We start from the raw sequence: 15,844 nt of genomic DNA, 5'->3' as shown, positions 1-15,844 counted from the left end.
TGTTCCTCAGAACCAGCGGTCGGTCAGGCGTTGCGCCAGCTGCACGGGGGTGCCCAGGTCGGCACCACGGGCGGCCAGCGCACGCGGCGCGGCCGGGTCGTAGCAGCCTTCCTGCGACTGGCCGAGCACCAGCGCGCCCTGCGTGCCCAGCGTCGCGGCCGGATCGACCAGCGCGCTGTCGCTGCCGCTGAGCAGCAGCACCGCACTGTCGGCGGGCGGCAGCTGCGGGATCATCGTGTGGATCACCGCGCCCGGGCGGAACGCCACCTGGCCGGCATCCACAAACGGCACGACGTCGCCGGGCAACACATAGATATGTCCCGCTTCGGCAGGCGTACCGGCCTCGGCCAGCACCACCGGCATGTGCGCCACGCGCTCCATCTGCCGGACCAGGTTGTCGTAGCGGCCACCATCCAGGCGCAGGTGCACCAGCAGCGGCTTGGGGAATCCCTCCGGCAGCTCGGCGAGCAGCTTGCGTACCGCATCGGGGCCGCCGATGCCGGCGAAGACCAGCACGGCGCCCTGCACGCGGGCAGCCGCCGACGTACTGCCGGCATCCAGCGGTTCCAGTTCCAGACTGGACAGGTCGAACGTGGGCGTCGGCACCGGCGGCGGGACCGACGGCACCTCGGGCAGCGGCGGAGGCACGGCCGGAGACGATGCCGGGGCCGTTTCCAGGCCGGCGGTGCGTAGCCAGTCGTCGGCATCCACGACCTGATCGCCGGACGGGCGCGCCTGCAGGCCGCCGGTATAGGCGAAATCGTCGCTCGGCAGGTCCAGCGCCCGGTCGGCCGCCTCCTCCAGATGCCGTGCGATGCCGTCGCCTTCGTGCAGCTGCGCGGGCGTCACCGGCAGGCCGGGTTCCAACTGCAGGACCACGTCCTCTTCACGACCGGGAGGCAGGACATCGCGGTGGCCGTGCAGCTTGGCGGCCAGGTGGCGCGCCCATCGCTGCGCATCCCAGCCCTGTCGACGCGCGGCCAGATCGGCCTCGTCGAAGATGACCGCGACGGCAGGATCGTGCAGGACGCAGTCGAAGCGCTCCAGGCTGTCCTCGATGGCCGGCTCCAGCGCCACCAGCACCACCTGGGGCGCACTGCTGCCCAGGGCCTCCGCATCCAGGGTGTTGGGGTCGTCTTCCAGCACGATGTCGGCACCCGCTTCGTGCAGCGCCACGCGCAGGCGCTCGCGCGCCTCGCCCGGGCGCGCCAGCAGGGCCACGCGTTTGGCTTCACTCACGGACACGGGCGATTCCCAGCAGGTCGTACACGTTGCGCATCAGGTCCAGCTCCTGGTACGGCTTGCCCAGGTAACGCTGCACGCCGATGTCGAAGGCGCGCTGGCGGTGCTTGTCGCCGGTACGCGAGGTGATCATCACGATGGGCACGTCCTTGAAGCGCGGATCGGCCTTCATCGTGGTGGCCAGCTCGTAACCGTCCATGCGCGGCATCTCGATGTCCAGCAGCATCAGGTCGGGCACGCGCTCCTCCAGCTTCTCCAGCGCTTCCACGCCGTCGCGCGCAGCCGAGACCTCGAAGTTGTGGCGTTCCAGCACGCGGCTGGTCACCTTGCGCATGGTCAGCGAGTCGTCCACCACCATCACCAGCGGCACGCGGCGCTGCTCGACGGCCGCCGTGGGCTGCGCCGGCTGTGCCGGCTGCGCCAGGTGGCGGCGCACCAGCGGTGCGGCGTCCAGGATCACCACCACGCTGCCATCGCCGGTGATGGTGGCACCGTAGATGCCCGGAATGGAGGCGATCTGCGGGCCGACCGGCTTGACCACGATCTCGCGGTTGCCCAGCACCTGGTCCACGGCGACGGCCGCACGCAGGTCGCCGGCGCGCACCAGCAGCAGCGGCACCTGGGCCTGGCCCTCGGCCTTGGCCGGGCCGTGACCCACCAGATGGCCGAGGTTGTACAGCGGATAGTCCTCGCCACCGTAGTGATAGGCGCCGGTACCCGCATTGAAACGCGCGTGGCTGATGCGGCCGATGCCGCTGACCGCCGCCACCGGCACGGCGAACTGGGTTTCGCCGATCTGCACGAACACCGCCTGGGTGACCGCCAGCGTCTGCGGCAGGCGCAGGGTGAAGGTGGCGCCCTGGCCCGGCGTGGAGCTGATGTCCAGCGAGCCGCCCAGCTGGCGCACTTCGTTGTACACCACGTCCATGCCCACGCCACGGCCGGCCAGCTGGCTGACCTGGTCGTAGGTGCTGAAGCCGGACTCCAGGATGAGGCGGTCCAGATCGGCGTCGGCCAGCGTGGCGCCGGGCTGGATCAGCCCGCGCTGCTCGGCGCGACGGCGGATCGCCTCGCGGTCCAGGCCGGCACCGTCGTCGGAGACGACCAGCACCATTTCCGACCCTTCGCGGCGCAGCGCGACCTGCACGGTGCCCTCCTCCGGCTTGCCCGCCTTGCGGCGCGCCTCCGGCGATTCCAGGCCATGCGCGACCGAATTGCGCAGCAGGTGCTCCAGCGGCGCGGTCATGCGCTCCAGCACGTTGCGGTCCATTTCGCCGTGGGTACCGGACAGCTGCAGGTTCACCTGCTTCTGCGTGTCGCTGGCCGCCTGGCGCAGCACGCGGCGCAGGCGCGGCACGATGCCTTCGAACGGCACCATGCGCGCGCGCATCAGGCCGTCCTGCAGTTCCGAGCTGACACGCGACTGCTGCTGCAGCAGGCTGTCGTACTGGCGCGACAGATCGTCCAGCACGCCTTGCAGGCCGCTGATGTCGGCGGCCGATTCGGCCAGCGCACGACTGAGCTGCTGCAGCGTGGAGAAGCGGTCCAGTTCCAGCGGATCGAACGTCGGGTCCTGCTTGTCGTGCTCGCGCTGGTAACGCGCCACGATCTGCGCTTCCGTTTCCAGGTCCAGGCGGCGCAGCTGGTCGTGCAGGCGGATGTTGGTGCGGTCCAGTTCGGCCATCGCGCCGCGGAACGCACCCATCTGCTGCTCCAGGCGCGCGCGGTAGATGGCGACCTCGCCGGCGTGGTTCACCAGCCGGTCCAGCAGGTCGGCGCGCACGCGCACCTGCTCCTGCTGGCCCATCGGGAAGAACTCCTCCTCCACGGGCGCGGCCAGGTCGGTCTCGATCGGGGCCGACAACGGCGCCAGCTCGATCGACACGGGAGCCGCCGCGGCGACTTCCGGCGCCGCGGGCAGTTCGATGCCGCGCGCGCGCGCATTGAACTCGGCGATCATGCCGTCCGGAATGGTCACGGCGCGACGCGCAGTCACGCGCGCCAGCTGCGCATGCAGGGTGTCGAAGCCACGCTCGAGCAGCTGGATCGCCCGGCGGTCCAGCTCCGTGCGCTGGCCGGCGATCGATTCCAGCATCGACTCGATCGCATGGCCCAGATCGCCGACGGCATGGATGCCGGCCATGCGCGCACCGCCCTTCAGGGTGTGCAGGTCGCGCTGCAGGCTGATCACCAGCGCGCGGTCTTCCGGCGTCTCGCGCAGCTTGGCCAGCAGGTCGTCGGAGTGGTCGAGCAGGTCGTTGCCTTCCTCGATGAAGATCTCGACCAGGTCCAGGTCCAGCCCGGTCAGGTCGAGGGCCTCCTCCGGCTCCGGCATGTCGGCGGGCGCACTGGTCACGGCAGACTCCTCGGCTTCGACGGAGGCAACGGGTTCGACGTCCTGCGATGCGGGAGCTTCCGCTTCGGATGCGTCCACCACTTCGACGACTTCCACGGCCTCGACGATCTCGTCGACCTCGACCGGTTCCGACGAAGCGTCTTCCACGGCGGGGCTGTCGGCGGTCGGCGATGCGTCGACATCGGCATCGGCCATGTCTTCCACCGTCGACGAAGGCGTGTCGATGGCTTCCACGGCATCGTCTTCGACGGGGGCCTCTTCGATGGCCTCGACGGCATCGTCCTCGACGGAGGTTTCTTCGATGGCCTCGATCGTCTCGACGGCCTCGGCGATCTCCGGCTCCGGGGCGGGCTCGGCCGCGCCGGCTTCGATCTGCTCATCGGACACGACGGCACCAGTCTCGTCGTGCGCCGTGGCGTCATCGGCCGCCTGCTCGCCCCCGTCCGTCCCGGTCGCCGGTGCGGCATCCATCTCGCTCAGGAAGGCGGGCATATCGCCATCGACCACCAGGACTTCGTCGTCCACGACGGCGGTCTGGTCCGACGCGCGCGCTGCTTCATCCGCCGCCTGCAGGGCGGGCGCGTCAGTCGAAACGGTCTCTTCCACGTCATGCGGCCCGGCATCGGCCCCGTCGACGGCAATGTCGTCGACCATGGGTGGCACTTCGTCCTGCTGTGCCTCTTCGCTCGATGGCACCGCCGCCTCGGCGTCCGGCACCTGCGTGCGCGGCAGGATGCGGTAGTCGATGTCGTAGAAAGTGACGCTCTGGTCGGTGGGTGCCGGGACCTGGGGCAGGTCGGCGGGGATGTCCTCCCGCGACACGGTCTCCTCCGCATCGGCCGGAAGCGCGGTGCCCGCGTCCGTCGGGAGTTCTGCGGCGCCTTCGCCATCGACGGTATCGGCGATGGCGAATCCACCCGCCACCTCGGCCGGCTCGGTATCGAGGGAAACCGACAGGTCCATCGCCAGCAGTTCCACGTCGGACGGCCCGACCGGCGCGGCGATGGGCGTCTGGCCCACGTAGGTGCCCTGGCGGGCGTCATCGACGATCTGCGCGCCTGCGCGCAGGTCAGGCAGGCTGTCGCCCAGCGCCACCAGTTGTGCGGACAGCGCGGCGAATACGGGAATCCGCGGCGACGGCGCCTGCAGGGCCGCCACGCTGCGGCGGATCGCCTGCGCGGTATCGGCCAACGCGGCCACGCCTTCCGGCGTGGGCGTTTCGCCCGCGGCCAGCAGCCGCTTGACGTACTGTTCCGCCGGCGCGGTGACGTGGGTGATCTCGGGCACGTCGGCCATGGCCAGGGCGCCGTTCATCGTGTGGATGGCGCGCAGCAGTTCTTCGCTGACCGGCGTGGCCTCCACCTGCGCCTTCTGCAGCCAGGTGTCGACGGTGTCCAGGTGGTTGTCGACTTCGGTTTCCAGGATCTCGCGCAGTACCGCGTCCACCGACGCCGGCGTACCTTCGGTTTCCGGCTCGAACACGGCCGGCACGTCCTCTGCAATCGGAGCGACGTAGGCGGGCTCGACGAACTCCTCGTCCTCCGCCCGCACCGGGGCTTCGGCGCTGTAGTAGGCGTCTTCGCCGGCGGCAAGACGATCGGCCACGTCCTGCAGGCCGGCCAGGTCTGCGGTCACGCTGCCTTGGCCGCGCAGTGCGGCGTTGAGCTGCGGCAGCGCATCGCAGGCCTGTTCCAGCAGCGCTTCGACGGCGTGGCTGGGCTCGCGCGTGCGGTCCAGCACGCGGTTGAGCATGTTCTCCACCTTCCAGCTGAACTCGCCGAGCGTCTTGGCGCCGACCAGGCGCCCGCTGCCCTTCAGCGTGTGGAACACGCGACGGATCGGCCGCAGCCGCTCCAGATCTTCAGGATTGCTGCGCCATACCGGCAGCAGCTGGCGGAGGTTGACGATCTCCTCGTCGAACTCCTCCAGGAAGACCTCGCGGATCTCGTCGTCGATGTCGGTGGCGTCGCCATCGAAGCCGCCCACCACGGTCGCCGCCGGCAACGCGGCGGCCGCGGCCGCGATCTCGTGGCGCAGATCCGGCAGCGCGTCTTCTTCCGCCTCGACCGGTGTGGCCGGAGCGAACGCAACGGCCTCTTCCTGCGCCGCAGGCGCCTCGGGTTCGACCGGCGCGTCGTCCGGCGCCGACGCAGTCGCCTGTTCTTCGAGCTCGACCACGAACGTCGTGGCTTCGACGTCCGCAGCGGCCTCTTCGAAACCGACCGGATCGAAGGGATTCGCGTCGCCCAGTACGGGCGCCGTATCGAGCGGCTCCAGGCTCAGCGCGCCGAAGGACGGTGCGGGCGCGGTGTCCTCTGCGGGCTGCGCGGTCGGTGCCTCGATCTCGGGTGCCGCAGGCGGTTCGGTCGCGGCCACCGCCGGTGCGGTGATGACAGCCGCTTCGTGCTCGGCCGGCGCCTCGGGCGGCAGCGGCCAGTAGCGCAGCGCCTCCAGGCTGCCGCGGGTGATCTCGAGGATGTCCTCGCGATTGGGACGCCGCTCGCGCAGCGCTTCCAGGTAGTACTCCAGGCTGGCCATCGCGTCGGCCAGGGTGTCCAGCTGCTGTCCGCCAGGCACGCGCTTCTTGCCGATCAGCTCGCTGCCGACATAGCGGCGCACGCCGGTCACGTAGTCGCCCGCCTGGCCCAGTTCGAGCATGCGCAGCGCGCCGGCCACTTCGTCCAGCAGGCGCGGCACCTCGGCCAGTTCGCCGTGGTCCCAGTTGGTCTCGATGAACGCCACGAAGCGCTCGCGCGCGCCGGCGAAATTGATGATCGCTTCCTGCGCCAGCACCTCGACGGTGCGCTGGGATTCGGCGGTGCTCGGGTCGGGCGCGGCATCGCCGGCGCTGCCCAGCCGGGCGACTTGGTCGTCCAGCGACGCGTCCACGTACAGCAGCGCGCCGGCCACATCGAGCAGCGTGCCTTCGTCCGCAGGCCGGCTGCCGGCGACGACGTCGCGCAGCGTGTCGCGCTGCTGCATCACCACGTCGCGCGCCACGCCCAGGCCCATCATGCCCAGCGTGTCGGCCACGTTGCCCAGCTCGGCGACCTGCGGCTCGAGGTCGTGGGCGTCGCTGCCGGTGCGCAGGTGCAGGTCCAGCGCATCCTTCACCCGCAGCAGTTCTTCCTTCACCGCATTGCCGACCGTGTCGAGCAGTTCGCGGTTGCGCCCGCTCAGGCTACTGCGCGCGTGGTCGATCTCGGCCTCGCTGGGCGCGACGACCTCCCCCGTGCCCGGTGGGAACAGCATGCTTTCGTTGAGCCCGGAGGCGCCGCGCGCGGCGCGGATCTCGTTGAGCAGCGGCAGCAGCACGATCGGGATGTCGCGATGGCCTTCCTGCAGGCGTTCCAGGTAATCCGGCAGCAGCACCGCGCCGCGCATCAGCGTGGCGCAGGCCTCGTCGCGATCCCCTGCGGCGCCTTCCTGCAACGCCTTGGCCAGCAGCTCCAGCTCCTCGGCCACCATCGCCGGGGCATACAGCTCCACCATGCGCAGCGTGCCCTGCACCTGGTGCAGGTAACCGGCGCAGAAACGCATGCGGCTGGTATCCGCGGGCGTCTCGACGAAGGCCTCGATCTCCTGCCGCACCAGGCGCAGGGTCTCGTCCAGTTCGGGCTTCACCCAGCCGAGCACGGCGTGGCTCATGGCTTCGCGCAGCGCACTCATCGGCGGGCTCCCGCGGCGACGGCGGAACCGTCAGCCTCGCGCTGCTGGCGGGCGGGATGGCGTAGGAAATTCATGCGGTACGTCCCGTCCTCAGCCCGGCAGCTTGAAGTCGGCGACCGAACGGCGCAGGTCCGACGCCAGCTGCGCCAGATGGCCGATCGATTCGGCGGTCTGGCCCGCGCCCAGCGAGGTCTGCGAGGTGATCTGCCGGATCACGCCCATGGTCTGGGTGATGTCCAACGCCGCGGTGGACTGCTGCTGGGCGGCGGAGGAGATGTTCTTGATGAGGTTGTTGAGATCGTTCGACACGCGTTCGATCTCGCCCAGCGCGGTACCCGCGTCCTCGGCCAGGCGGGCGCCGGACACCACTTCGGCGGGGGTCTGCTCCATCGAGCTGACGGCCTCGTTGGGGTCGGCCTGGATGGTCTGCACCAGCGATTCGATGCGGCGGGTCGCCAGCGACGTGCGCTCGGCGAGGCGCTGCACTTCGTCGGCCACGACCGCGAAACCGCGGCCCGCCTCACCGGCCGAGGCGGCCTGCACGGCCGCGTTGAGCGCCAGGATGTTGGTCTGCTCGGAAATGTCGTTGATCAGTTCCACCACCGAACCGATTTCCTGCGAGGACTCGCCCAGGCGCTTGATGCGCTTGGAGGTCTCCTGGATCTGGTCGCGGATCTGTCCATGCCGCGGATGGTCTCGCGCACCACGCCCGCGCCCTCGGTGGCGATCTGCACCGAGCGCTGCGCCACTTCGGCGGATTCGGTGGAGTTCTTCGACACCTGGTCGATGCTGGTGGCGATCTCGCTGATGCGGTCGGAGGCGGTGGTGATCTGGTCGGCCTGGTGGCCGGCAGCCTCGGCCAGTTGCAGCGCAGTGGCCTGCGTTTCCTGGGTCGACGCGGCCACCTGCACCGAGGTGTCGTTGATCGTCGTCACCAGGTTGCGCAGTTCGTCCACGGCGTAGTTGATGGCGTCCGCGATGGCGCCGGTCATGTCCTCGGTCACCGAGGCCTTCACCGTCAGGTCGCCTTCACCCAGCGAGCTGATTTCGTCCAGCAGCCGCATGATCGCCTGCTGGTTGCGGCTGTTGTATTCCACCTGGGTCTGGTAGCGCACTTCCTGCTCGCGCTGGCGGGTGCGGTACAACGAGTACAGCAGGCCGATGATGGAGACCAGCGCCGCGATACCGGATGCGATGCCCAGCCAGAAATTGGGGAACAGGCGCGTGTCGCGCACCGAGCCGAACGCCGAGAACGCCTGGAACAGGTTGGTGCTGTCCTGGAGCATCTGGCCGGAGCCGTTGGTCAGCGCGGCGGCCGCGGACTGCGCGGCGAACAGGTTGCGCGAGCTGGCCAGGATCGCGTCCAGGTCCTTCTTCATCGCCGTCCACAGGGTCTGCGAGTTCTGCAGCGCTGCGAGCGCCGCACCGTTGCGGACCGCCGCGATGCCCAGGTCGGGGTTGCCGTCGCGCAGGCCGGCCAGCACCTGGCCGAACAGCACCGCGTCGCGACCCAGCGCGTCGCCGGCGGTGGCGGCACCGGCGCCACCGGCGCGGATTTCCGTCACCCGGCGGGCCATCGTGCCGGCCAGCACGACCTGCTGCAGCGCGCTGTAGATCTGCGAGGACGGCGCGCCGCCGGCCGACATGGCGCGCACCACTTCGTTGAGCTGCGCCTGCAGGTTGGGCACCTGGGTGGCGAAGCGGTCGGCGTTGCCCGCCAGTGCCAGCACCGCGGCCTCGGAGGCGACGATCTGGTCGGCGCTCTTGCCCAGCGGCGCCCAGGTGGCGCTCAGCTTGGCCAGCGGACCGGCGATGGCGCCTTCATTGCCGAAACGGCTCTGCAGGTCGGCGACGGTCGATTCGACCGACTGCTTGGTTTCCTTGAACGCCTTGAATGCCTCGGCGTTGCCGGCCACGGCCTCGCGGCCCTGGTTGGCCAGCTGCTGCGACAGCACGCGCATGTCCGATGCGCCGGTGCTGGCACCGGACAGGCGGCTGCCCTGGTAGGTGGCCACGCCGGTGTTGGCACCGAAGACGATCACCGAGATCGCCAGCAGCGCCAGCCAGAAGCTGTTGCCGAAACTGCCGATCTTGCTGGCGCTAGGAGAATCCGTCGCAGTGCTCATCGTTCAACCCCTGGATAGTGCTTGTCGTTCGCGCTCAGAGCGCGGTCTGGCGGAATTCCGGCGTGCGCGCCAGCAGGCCCAGCGCGAACACCCCCCACCGCTGATCGTCGCTGGCGAAAGCGCGATCGATGAAATGCCCGTAGCGGCCGTCCGCCAGATCGCCCGGCTCGACCTGCTGCGATTCGTGGAAGCTGCGCTGGCCATACAGTTCGTCGATGGTCAGCGCTACGTCGCCGCCGGCCTGACGCATCACCAGCACGCGCTGCCCCTCGTGCAGCACGGTGCGCTCGCCCTCGAGGAACTGCTTCAGGTCCACCACCGGGAACAGGTTGCCGCGCAGGTTGCCGATCCCCAGCAGCCACGGCTGCGCGCCGGGCACCGGCGTGACAGGCGGCATCGGCACGATTTCCACCACTTCCCCGAAGTTGGAGATCAGCCGGCGCTTGCCCACGCGGTAACCCACGCCGCGGTACTGGTCCTGCGCGATCTCGCGGGCGGGCTGGGCGACGGCGTGCGCCAGGCTGCGGCGCTCGTATTCGGCCAGCGTATCGAACGGTGTGCGGATCATGGCCCGCCCCCTGTGCACTCAGTGCGAATGGTCGCCATGCCGCCAGCCCCTCAGGTGCTGACGTGGGCGCGGATGGCGTCGAGGAGTTCCTCGCGCGTGAACGGCTTGGTCAGGTACTGCTCCGAGCCGACGATGCGCCCGCGCGCCTTGTCGAACAGGCTGTCCTTGGACGACAGCATGATGACCGGCGTGGACTTGAACACCTGGTTGTTCTTGATCAGCGCACAGGTCTGGTAGCCATCCAGGCGCGGCATCATGATGTCCACGAAGATGATCTGCGGCTGCTGGTCCGCGATCTTGGCCAGGGCCTCGAACCCGTCCGTCGCGGTCACCACTTCGCAACCCTCCCGCTTGAGCAGGGTCTCCGCGGTGCGGCGGATGGTTTTCGAGTCATCGATCACCATGACCCGTAGGCCGTGGAATCCACCGGCCTGGCCTTCGTTCTGCGTCATTACCTGATTTCCCCGTGCGCGCGTGGCTTCATAGACGAACCGGCCCCGCTGCGTTGCTGCTTATATCCCCTATCCCGCCGCGCACTGTCAAGCCGCACCCGGGCGGACGGGGTCACTGAACGGCGTGGTGCGAACTGCGTCTCAGTTTGCGGCGACATCGCGAACGGGGTGTTCCATGCGCGCCGACCCGGGCGGACGGCATGCCCTGATACCATCGCGCCGTCTCCCGCAGAACCGCCCCCATGCCATTGGATGTCGTCGTCGTCATGGACCCCATCGGGTCCATCAAGATCGTCAAGGACACCACGTTCGCCATGCTGCTGGAAGCGCAGCGGCGCGGCCACCGCCTGCAGTACGTGATCCCCGGGCGGCTGTCGCTGCGCGACGGCGTGGCCCAGGCCCAGGTGGCGGCACTGACCGTGAAGGACGACAAGGCAGGCTGGTTCACTCTCGGGGACACGCGCACGCTGACCTTCGGCCCCGGCCAGGTGGTGCTGATGCGCAAGGACCCGCCGGTCGACGATCAGTACCTGTACGACACCCATGTGCTGGGCATCGCCCAGCAGGCCGGCGCGCTGATCGTCAACGACCCGCAGGGCCTGCGCGACTACAACGAGAAGCTGGCGGCGCTGCTGTTCCCGCAGTGCTGCCCGCCGACCCTGGTCAGCCGTGATCCCGCCGCGCTGAAGGCCTTCGTCGCCGAGCACGGCGAGGCGGTGCTGAAGCCGCTGGATGGCATGGGTGGGCGCTCGATCTTCCGGGTGAAGGCCGGCGACCCCAATACCAACGTCATCCTGGAAACCCTGGTCGGCGACGGCCGCCTGACCCTGGCCCAGCGGTTCATTCCCGGCATCAAGGACGGCGACAAGCGGGTGCTGCTGGTGGACGGCGAACCGGTGGACTACGCGCTGGCGCGGATCCCCCAAGGGGACGAGTTCCGCGGCAACCTGGCCGCCGGTGGCCGCGGCGAAGGCCGGCCGCTGAGCGAGCGCGACCGCTGGATCGCCACCCAGGTCGGCCCGGAAATGAAGCGGCGCGGCATGCTGTTCGTCGGCCTGGATGTGATCGGCGACTACCTGACCGAGGTCAACGTCACCAGCCCCACCTGCGTGCGCGAACTCGATGCGCAGTTCGGGCTGAACATCGCCGCCCTGCTGTTCGACGCGATCGAGAAGAAGCTCGCCTGAGATGTCGGCGGTCCCCGTCACCCCACCGAAGATCGGTGCGAACGAACGCCTCGGCGCCACCCTGGCGCTGTCGCTGATCGTGCACGGCCTGCTGGTGCTGGGCGTGGGCTTCGCCCTGGACGATGCCGCGCCGGTGATGCCCACGCTGGACGTGATCCTCAGCCAGACCAGCACGCCGCTGACGCCGAAGGAAGCCGACTTCCTGGCCGCCGCCAACCAGGAAGGCGGCGGTGAAAGCGACCAGGCCAAGCGTCCGCGCGACAGCCAGGCCGGCTGGATTCCCCAGCCCGATACCGGATTGGCCCCGCAACCCCTGCGCGCGCAGACGACGGCCCCGGCGCCGCCGCCGGAAAGCCGGGTGGTCACCACACGCGAGAGCGATACGCGCGCTCCGGTGGCAGAGGCCCGTCCGCAACCGGATCAGCCCGAGCTGCCGCAGGGCGAGCAGAAGGTGCAGCGCGATGCGGAGATGGCGCGACTGGCCGCCGAATACCACCTGCGTTCGGAGCTGTACGCCAAGCGTCCGAAGCGCAAGTTCGTCTCGGCCAGCACCAAGGAATACGTCTACGCCAACTACCTGCGGGCGTGGGTCGACCGCGCCGAGCGCGTCGGCAATCTCAACTATCCCGACGAGGCGCGCCGCAAGCGCCTGGCCGGCACGCTGGTGATCAGCGTGGCGGTGCGTCGCGACGGCAGCGTCGAGCAGACCCGCATCATCCAGTCCAGCGGCATCCCGCTGCTGGATTCCACCGCACTGCGCATCGTGCAGTTGGCCTCGCCGTTCCCGCCCCTGCCCGAGACCGCCGAGAACGTGGACATCCTGCACGTCACCCGCACCTGTCGCTTCCTGGCGGGTGGCGCAGTGCGCGACGAGTAGAGGACCGATTCAGCGCGAGGCGCGCAGGGCCTTCTGTTCTTCCAGGGTCAGGGCGACGTTGTTGCGCAGTTAGGCCGGCTCCACGCGCTCGGGCGCGATGGCCTCGCCACGCTGCCAGGCCTCCACCGCCAGTCGCGCCAGATCGGCGGCGTGCGGCAGCGCCTGCGGGTCGATGCGGGCGAAGCGCGCGTGCAGCGCGGTCGCCAACGCCCCCTCGACCGCAGCGAATCCCGTGCCCATGCCGATCCAGCCGCTGGCATCGCCGGGCAGCCGATAGTCGGCCGGCGCGACGACGCTTTCGTCGGTCGTGGCCTGCAGGCCGTCGCCCTGGCGCACGAACGTGCCGGTATAGATCTCGCCCATCCGCGCATCGATCGCGGCAAGGATGGCGTGGGGCGCGCCGATATCGCAGCCGCCCTCGCCGGCCAGCGCAGCCGGCGGCGGCACCTGCGCGGCCAGCACCGCCAGCGTCGATACCGGCAACAGCGGCCGGTCCAGCGCCAGGGCGATGCCCTGCGCAAGCGCGATGGCCAGGCGGACCCCGGTGAAGGCGCCCGGACCGCGGCTGAGCGCCACCGCGTCGAGCTGGGAACGGGCGATGCCGGCCTCGGCCAGCAGCTGCCCGGCCCACGGCAACGCCAGCTCGGCATGGCGGCGCGGCGCGATCTCGAAGCGCTCGCGCACCTCGCCATCGACGTAGACGGCGACGGAACAGGCTTCGGTGGCGGTTTCGAAGGCGAGCAGCTTCATGCGGGTCGGCAGGCAGTCATCGGACAAGGATACCCGTGCGGGTCAGAAGCGGGCATCGGCGAACCAGTCGTCGCCGGGTGGCCGTGGCGCGACGGCCTGGTCGTCGCTGATCGCCGCGCCGAAGAATCCCTGCACGTCCTGCACGCGCTGCGTACGCGCGAACGGCGGCAGCGAATCCAGGAAGATGCGCCCATAGGGCTTGCCGGTCAGGCGCGGATCACACAGCACCAGCACGCCGCGGTCGGTCTCGCTGCGGATCAGCCGGCCCACCGCCTGCTTCAGCGCGATCACCGCCTGCGGCAGCTGTTCGTCACGGAACGGATTGCCGCCGGCGCGACGCACCGCCTCCAGGCGCGCCTCGAACACCGGATCGTCCGGCGCGGCGAAGGGCAGCTTGTCCACCACCACCACGCTCAGCGCATCGCCGACCACGTCCACGCCCTCGCGGAAACTCGCCGCGCCCAGCAGGACGCCGTTGCCCGATTCGCGGAAGCGCTGCAGCAGGGTGCCGCGCGGCGCCTCGCCCTGGACAAACAGCGGCCAGGGCCCGCCGCGCAGCGCCTCGGCGGCCTCGCGCAGCGCACGGTGCGAAGCGAACAGCAGGAACGCCCTGCCCTGCGACGCCTCCAGCACCGGGCGCACGGTCGCGATCAGCGCCTGGCCGAAGCTGGGCGCGTTGGGATCCGGCAGGCCGGCAGGCAGGTAGCACAACGCCTGATGCGGCCAGTCGAAGGGACTGGGCTGGAGCAGCGTCGGTGGGTCGTCCAGGCCCAGGCGGGTGGCGAAGTGGTCGAAGCGGCCACCGACGGCGAGCGTGGCCGACGTGAACACCCATGCCGCACGCGACTGCTCGCGGTGCTGGCGCAGTGGACCGGACACGTCCAATGGCGTGCGCTGGCAGCGGAACGCGCGTGGCGTGAGTTCGTACCAGAGCACGTCGCCGACGTCGGTTTGCGGTGCCTCGTCTTCGTCGAAGGCGCCCGCACCGGACGATGAGGCATGCCAGCGCGCCAGCCGCTTGGCGAACTCGGTGGCGCGCGCAGCGCAGGCTTCCAGGCCCAGTGACGCCTGCGCCAGCGGCGCCAGCGCGGCGGACAGCTCGGCCAGCGCCTGATCGAGGGCGTCGAACCCGGCCGCCACCTCCGGCCGGGCCAGCAGGCGTTCGCGGGTACCCCGCGCGGGCAGGCCTTCCATCGCCGCGCGGGCCTCGCGCAGCGCCTGCTCCAGCGCGCGCACCGGCGGCTGCAGCGCCGACAGCGCGCCGGCGACGTCCTTGCATTCGGCCAGGCAGTCGCGCGCCAGTTCCTGCAGCGGCCGCATGCCGAAGCCTTCGCCGAAGAAGTTCGCCGCCAGTTCGGGTAACTGGTGGGCCTCGTCGATCACGAAGGCCTGCGCGCCCGGCAGGATCTCGCCGAAGCCCTCCTGCTTCAGCGCCAGGTCGGCCAGCAGCAGATGATGATTCACCACCACGATGTCGGCCGTCTGCGCGCGCTGGCGCGCCTGCACCACGAAGCAGTCGTCCCAGAACGGGCATTCGCTGCCCAGGCAGTTGTCGATGGTGGACGTGACCAGCGGCAGCAGCGGCGAGTCGTCCGGCAGCGATGCCAGTTCGGCCATGTCGCCGAACTGGGTGCGCCCCCCCCATGCGACGATCCGTTGGAACTGGTCCACCTGCTCGCGGCTGGTGAAGGTGGTGCGCAGGGCCTGCGGATCGCCCTTGGCCTGGTTCACGCGGTAGCGGCACAGGTAGTTGCTGCGCCCCTTCAGCAGCGCGGATTTCAACCCGGCCACGCCCAGCGCGTCGCGCACGCGCGGCAGGTCGCGGTGGTACAGCTGGTCCTGCAGCGCGCGCGTGCCGGTGGAGATGATGGTCTTCAGGCCCGACAGCAGCGCCGGCACGAGGTAGGCGAACGTCTTGCCGGTGCCGGTGCCGGCCTCGGCCAGCAGCACCTCGCGCGCGTCAAACGCATCGGCGATCGCCGCCGTCAGGCGCTGCTGGGCGTCGCGGGGCGCGAAAGCGTCGAGTCGTTCCGCCAGCGCACCGCCCTCGCTGAGGGCATCGCGGCTGGCCTGGGCTAGCTGAGACATCGGGGAAACGTAAGGCGGCGTGCAGCGACAAGGGTACCGCGTCGCCCTGCGGGCGGCATGCGGTTCACATGCGCTCGATGACCGGCACGGTGCACGCGTCGCGGCGGCTTTCCGCGTCGGCGATGGCGGCCTGCATCGTGGCCGCGCGTGCGGCGTGCTGGGCGGCGTCCTCCGGCGTGTGGCGCGCGGGCAGCGGCGCCTGCACGGCGAGCGCGTGCTGGCGCACCTGGCGCACGGTCTCCCAGTGCATCCTGCACAGCGGGCCCACCTGCGAGCCCAGCTGGAACGCACGCTGGGCCAGCGTATCCGCGCGTGCGTAGTCGCCCTGCAGGATGGCCACTTCGGCACGCTCCTGCAGCACGGCGGGATCCTCGGGCACCAGCAGCAGCGCCTGGTTCAGCGCGTCCCCGGCGGCCGCGGCATCGCCGGCGACGCGCGCCTGCTGCGCCCGCTCGCGCAGATCCTCCACCTGCGGGTCGCGCAGCGGTTGCACGGCCAGCTCGCGGTCGTCGTCGCCGGCGGCGGCATG

At 70.4% G+C, this 15,844-nt stretch carries 8 protein-coding genes and 3 pseudogenes; 2 read left to right on the top strand and 9 right to left on the bottom strand.

The window, feature by feature from the left end:
- Positions 1-6: 6 nt before the first annotated feature.
- The 6 genes and pseudogenes from CSC76_RS13905 to pilG all read right to left on the bottom strand — a co-directional run bounded on the left by CSC76_RS13905 (position 7) and on the right by pilG (position 10,413).
- Positions 7-1,239, bottom strand: coding sequence for a chemotaxis protein CheB (locus CSC76_RS13905; RefSeq protein ID WP_162110593.1), 1,233 nt, complete (start codon positions 1,237-1,239; stop codon positions 7-9).
- Positions 1,232-4,000, bottom strand: a pseudogene (locus tag CSC76_RS19430) (response regulator); the annotation flags it as partial. The gene CSC76_RS13905 and the pseudogene CSC76_RS19430, both read right to left, overlap by 8 nt.
- Positions 4,001-4,660: 660 nt before the next feature.
- Positions 4,661-7,267: pseudogene (locus CSC76_RS19425) on the bottom strand (Hpt domain-containing protein); the annotation flags it as partial.
- A 90-nt stretch (positions 7,268-7,357) separates the two neighbouring features.
- A pseudogene (locus CSC76_RS13895) lies at positions 7,358-9,393 on the bottom strand (methyl-accepting chemotaxis protein).
- Between the two features lie 34 nt (positions 9,394-9,427).
- The gene (locus CSC76_RS13890) at positions 9,428-9,958 is read right to left on the bottom strand and encodes a chemotaxis protein CheW (protein ID WP_162110615.1); all 531 of its coding nucleotides are present in this window, start codon (positions 9,956-9,958) and stop codon (positions 9,428-9,430) included.
- Between the two features lie 53 nt (positions 9,959-10,011).
- A complete protein-coding gene (gene pilG / locus CSC76_RS13885) occupies positions 10,012-10,413 on the bottom strand; it encodes a twitching motility response regulator PilG (protein ID WP_162110591.1) in 402 nt (133 codons plus the stop codon).
- 242 nt (positions 10,414-10,655) lie between these two features.
- Between pilG and gshB the strand changes: the two genes are divergently transcribed.
- Positions 10,656-11,600: a glutathione synthase gene (gene gshB / locus CSC76_RS13880; protein ID WP_162110590.1), complete on the top strand. Its 945-nt coding sequence runs from the start codon at positions 10,656-10,658 to the stop codon at positions 11,598-11,600.
- A 1-nt stretch (position 11,601) separates the two neighbouring features.
- A complete protein-coding gene (locus CSC76_RS13875; RefSeq protein WP_162110589.1) occupies positions 11,602-12,477 on the top strand; it encodes an energy transducer TonB in 876 nt (291 codons plus the stop codon).
- 69 nt (positions 12,478-12,546) lie between these two features.
- Here CSC76_RS13875 and tsaB read toward each other — a convergent pair whose 3' ends face one another.
- The 3 genes from tsaB to CSC76_RS13860 form a co-directional block, all read right to left on the bottom strand.
- Entirely contained in the window at positions 12,547-13,227 is a 681-nt protein-coding gene (gene tsaB / locus CSC76_RS13870; RefSeq protein ID WP_162110588.1) for a tRNA (adenosine(37)-N6)-threonylcarbamoyltransferase complex dimerization subunit type 1 TsaB, read from the bottom strand.
- A 42-nt stretch (positions 13,228-13,269) separates the two neighbouring features.
- On the bottom strand, positions 13,270-15,315 hold the full coding sequence (gene yoaA, locus CSC76_RS13865; RefSeq protein WP_162110587.1) for a DNA repair helicase YoaA: 2,046 nt from the start codon (positions 15,313-15,315) through the stop codon (positions 13,270-13,272).
- 64 nt (positions 15,316-15,379) lie between these two features.
- Positions 15,380-15,844: hypothetical protein (locus tag CSC76_RS13860; protein ID WP_202923534.1), on the bottom strand; the 465-nt coding region annotated here is incomplete at its 5' end.

It is taken from the genome of Pseudoxanthomonas mexicana, assembly GCF_010093385.1.
GTDB classification, from domain to species: Bacteria; Pseudomonadota; Gammaproteobacteria; order Xanthomonadales; family Xanthomonadaceae; genus Pseudoxanthomonas_A; species Pseudoxanthomonas_A mexicana.
The sequence above is the reverse complement of the archived record's forward strand: the minus strand, read 5'-3'. Positions and strand labels throughout refer to the sequence as shown.

Excerpts from the sequence above, each read along its gene's own strand:
- yoaA (WP_162110587.1), bottom strand. The coding sequence starts at position 15,315 with ATGTCTCAGCTAGCCCAGGCCAGCCGCGATGCCCTCAGCGAGGGCGGT.
- pilG (WP_162110591.1), bottom strand. The coding sequence starts at position 10,413 with ATGACGCAGAACGAAGGCCAGGCCGGTGGATTCCACGGCCTACGGGTC.
- gshB (WP_162110590.1), top strand. The coding sequence starts at position 10,656 with ATGCCATTGGATGTCGTCGTCGTCATGGACCCCATCGGGTCCATCAAG.
- tsaB (WP_162110588.1), bottom strand. The coding sequence starts at position 13,227 with ATGAAGCTGCTCGCCTTCGAAACCGCCACCGAAGCCTGTTCCGTCGCC.
- CSC76_RS13875 (WP_162110589.1), top strand. The coding sequence starts at position 11,602 with ATGTCGGCGGTCCCCGTCACCCCACCGAAGATCGGTGCGAACGAACGC.